We start from the raw sequence: 4,401 nt of genomic DNA, 5'->3' as shown, positions 1-4,401 counted from the left end.
TGTCTTCTGTAATGCTATTCGTGTCAGGCTTCGCAACAGGTGCGTCATCTATAATATTAATAACCAGATCACCCGAAGCTGTTTTATCGCCATCGATATCTGTCACTTCCACTGCAAATGTTGCATTGGTATTATCACCTGACGTATTCGCAGGAAGTGTGTAGCTATAGTGGATAATACCTGTACCAGTTGCCGAATTGTATTCATAGCGTGCAGTTAAACCATCCGAGAATGTTTGATCTGCTGTCGTTAGGGTATGTCCACCTAACTTCACTGCATCTTGAGAAGCCAAACCATCTGGAGAGGTAAAAGCAATTGTACCGCTTGTTGTTTCCTTATCAGTAGATGCTTTAGAGCCACCATTATTCAAACCTGATTCATAGACTTTGGTACTCTCTCCATCGCTCGAAGGAAGCGTAACAAGAGGCGCACTATTGCCAATGACTAATGTCAAGCTAGCTGTTGAGCTATCCCCATCACCGTCAACCAATGTATAAGTAAATACCTCATTTACACCGCCCGGCGTACCTTCATGACGCTCGTAACTATATTCACCTGTGGTCTTATTGAGTATTAGAGCACCATACTGCCCTTCGATCGTCAGCGTTGTGCCATCATCTGTTACCACGTTAGCAGATACATTATCACTAACCACTGTGGAGATGCTCACTCCATCGGCACTAATTTTGTCTGCACCTGTAGCCCCACTACTCGTACCAACACCCGTCAGTACATTTCCAGTTTCAGGGGTAAATTGATTAGCAGCCACATTATCGATGTCGTTTTTGGCAAGTGGTGCATCATCAATAATGCTAATGACTAGACTGCCACTGCTCACAATATTACTTTGATCTGTCACAGATATACCGACTTCTTCCAGAAAGTTATCGGTGTGTGATGCATCGTTGGTAACAGGTTGATCTAGTTCATATTCATAAGTAATGGTGCCACCCGTAGATACGCCATTAAATTCCTGACCATTTGGCGTATAGTCAGTAATGATGATCTTGCCATGAGGCGTGTTGATAATAATCGGTGTAGTTGAGGCATTTTCCAGATCTGTTAGCAAAATATTGGTATCACCAACCGTAACAGACTTTACGCCATCACCAGCCCCAATCGTAATACTACCCGTTTCTTTATTTGAACCCGATGTATCAGTTAAACCCTGTTCATATACAGTAACATGCCCCTGTTCAATTAATGTATCAGTAGTATTGTTCGGATTTTCACTGCCGCCATTTTCATCTTTTATGCTAATCGAAGGATTTGCATCAGGTGTAATTGTGATTACCAATTCCGCTGAAGCGGTTCCACCCTGGCCATCACTAATTGTATAAGTAACTGTTGGAACGGTGCCATTCCAGTTAGTCGCAGGGACAAAGTGATAAGTTCCATCGGCATTGAGCGTTAGCTCGCCAATTTTATCAATTGTAACGGTTTGGCCTGCATTATAGCTTTTACCCTCCACAACAAATTGAGTAACTGTGATTGCTTTTCCATCAGGATCACGATCATTAGTTAAAACATTGCCATTAACTGGGGTATCTTCAACACCTGTAATTTCATCCTTAACGGCGATTGGCCATGCGTTTTTATCCCCTCCACCGCCACTTCCTGCGGCTGCAATGATGCCACCAATAACAGCACCACCACCAATAATCCATGGCAGTAACGACCCACCTGCCGCACTAGCAGGTAATAAGACCTCAAGCCCAGGTATTCCCTCAAAACCAGAAACACCATCAAACCAGTATAAGATACAACCATCTTCTTCAAAAACCAGATCAGAATCAACTTTGTCATATACGACAAAGAAGTTTTCGATAAGGACAGTTTCACCATTATTTAACTTTAAAATCAGGTTATTGCCATCACGTAAAAACTCTGCTACATCATTACGATGCATTTTGGTATGGACAATTGATGCTTCTGTTAAAGTGATATGTTGCGTGTTGATAGATACTTTATTTAAAGAATCTTTTTCTACTACAATAAAATTTGTCATGTTCTGTGTGGCCTATATTCGTTGAAACTTTTAAATGCTGAATTACTTGGTAATGCCCGTAATTTGTACCGTCACGCGACGATCGGGCTGTAAACATGCTTTTAGTGCTTCACGAGATTTAACCGTAGGACAGCCGTCCGTGACTGGTTGATTCTTCCCTGCACTTGCCACCGAGATAATATTTGCGGATACGCCATTTTGAACAAGCAGACTACGTACAGTTTCAGCACGATTCTGACCAAGCTTTTGGTTATAAGTTTCGCTTCCTAGACGATCCGTATGACCGACCAATATGATCTTACTGACAGAAACAAAACCTGTTGAAATTTTTGATGCTACGTCCTGAACTTCCTGACGGCCTTTAGGCAATAAATCATTTAAAGATGAACCATCAAATTTAAATAATGTATCGGCTGCCAAATCAATTGTTTCAGTATGCTCAACAGGAGCAACGACAGGCTTTTGAGCTGCTGGCTGTTGTCTACAAGCCAAAGGATGACCATTATTTGAAATAAAAGGTACACCAGCAGCATCTACAGAAAGAATAAAGTTACGATCTTTTAATTGATCTGGCCGCAAGTCGACATCGCAACTCTGACAATTTTTTTCGCCGCTACAATTTTTAACTTTGAAATTATAAACTTCTGGTTTTAAATAATACTTTGCCGTATTATTGATATAGAATTTACCTGATTCAATACTGTCAATATAGAAATGAATTGGGCAACTCTGTTCATCTCTTGTATCCCCTGCGCATAATTTAGCATCTCTGTTGACATTGATCTCCTGATTATAACCTTGCTTATTATTTTGAAACCGTAAAGCAGAAGGCTTTGAGTAAGGATCAGATGCACAAGAGGCTACCACCAATGAAATTACAGTAGTTAAAAGCGATAATTTCCACATAAACAACCCTTGGTAGACTTAATGTATTATTAGATTTGTATGACATCTTTACGCGAATCTCAACTTTTTAAGTCTTTGAAATAAAAAGGACATAATCCAATTTAATTTTCGACTAAGAAAAGCAAAGCAAAGCAAGTTATGTCCATTTACGAATTTATCATTTCTGTATTTTTAATCATAGAGCAATTTTACTCAGCGATTGTCAAGAGGTGATCCCACTTGTTTGAACAACTAAAAGCGTATTTATAAGTGATATTCCGCTCTAGTTAAGCCACCTTGTTTTGTTGGGGTAGCTGATCATAGTAAAACTTATTTGGTGTCATTTTGTCTAGACTCGAATGAGGTCGTTTCAAATTATAAAACTCAAAATATGCACTTAATTGCTTTTTCGCTTCTGTGACACTGCTATAAGCTTTGAGATACACCTCTTCATATTTAACGCTCCGCCATAATCGTTCAACCATCACATTATCTACCCATCGACCTTTACCATCCATACTGATTTGAATGCCATTTGATTTCAATACATCAATAAATGCATCACTGGTGAACTGACTGCCTTGGTCTGTATTCAATATTTCAGGTGATCCATATTTTTCAATCGCTTCATTTAAAACCGAAATACAAAAATCCACCTCCATACTAATCGATACCCTATGCGCAAGTACCTTGCGGCTATGCCAATCAATCACAGCACATAAATAAACAAAGCCTTTTGCCATAGGGATATACGTTATATCCGTAGACCACACTTGATTACTGCGCTGAATAGCCAACCCTTTGAGCAGATATGGATATTTACGGTGAGCTTGATTAGCCTGGCTTAAATTTGGTTTGCAATATAACGCCTGAATACCCATTTTCTTCATTAAAGTACGTGTATGACGTCGTCCTATATGATGCCCTTGACGATTCAACAAATCACGCATCATACGACTGCCTGCAAAAGGATATTGCATATGTAATTCATCAATACATCGCATCAGCTTCAGATCTGATGAGCTAACAGGTTTTGGGCGATAATAATAACAACCACGGGAGACTTTCAGCAGCTTAGCTTGCTTAGATACTGAAATCTGAAGTGAGTCGTCGAGTAACTTTTGTGGTTGAAGCGGCCCAGTTTCTTCAACACACCTTCTAAAAAATCAATTTCTAATGCCTGCTCACCGATTTTTGCATGTAACTTTTTAAGATCAATGGGGGGTTCTGATGGAGCTTTTGATTGATCGAAAGCTTGCGAGGAAGCTGAGATCAATTGATTTTTCCAGTCAATAATTTGGTTTTGATGAACATCAAATTCAGCACTCAATTCAGCAAGTGTTTTTTCTGCTTTAATCGCAGCAAGTGCTACCTTAGCTTTAAAATCATTTGAATGATTTCTTCTTGGTCTACGTGCCATAAAATACTCCATATATTGATGTTTATAACATCATTTGAGGAGCAGAATATCACTTATAGGAGTTGTTCAAATTTACGGATCCATCTCT

Annotated in this window: 3 protein-coding genes; all 3 read right to left on the bottom strand. The window is 39.5% G+C overall.

Translation table 11 applies throughout. The annotated features are described in order from the left end of the window. Positions 1–2,008, bottom strand: a 2,008-nt coding sequence (locus tag C8322_RS11870) for a BapA/Bap/LapF family prefix-like domain-containing protein (RefSeq protein WP_146747336.1), incomplete at its 3' end; no start/stop codon positions are given. A 42-nt stretch (positions 2,009–2,050) separates the two neighbouring features. Further along, positions 2,051–2,914 carry an OmpA family protein gene (locus tag C8322_RS11865; RefSeq protein ID WP_000265727.1) on the bottom strand — a complete coding sequence of 288 codons (864 nt, stop codon included), beginning with the start codon at positions 2,912–2,914 and terminating at the stop codon, positions 2,051–2,053. A 266-nt stretch (positions 2,915–3,180) separates the two neighbouring features. Then, a protein-coding gene (locus C8322_RS11860; protein ID WP_111810657.1) for an IS3 family transposase occupies positions 3,181–4,325 on the bottom strand; the annotation gives its coding sequence in 2 pieces (ribosomal slippage) (positions 3,181–4,061 and positions 4,061–4,325; 1,146 coding nt in all). Positions 4,326–4,401: the final 76 nt, after the last annotated feature.

Origin of the sequence: Acinetobacter sp. SM1B, assembly GCF_003289665.1 — a bacterium.
Taxonomy (GTDB): domain Bacteria; phylum Pseudomonadota; class Gammaproteobacteria; order Pseudomonadales; family Moraxellaceae; genus Acinetobacter; species Acinetobacter schindleri.
This window is presented reverse-complemented; position numbering and strand designations above follow the sequence as displayed.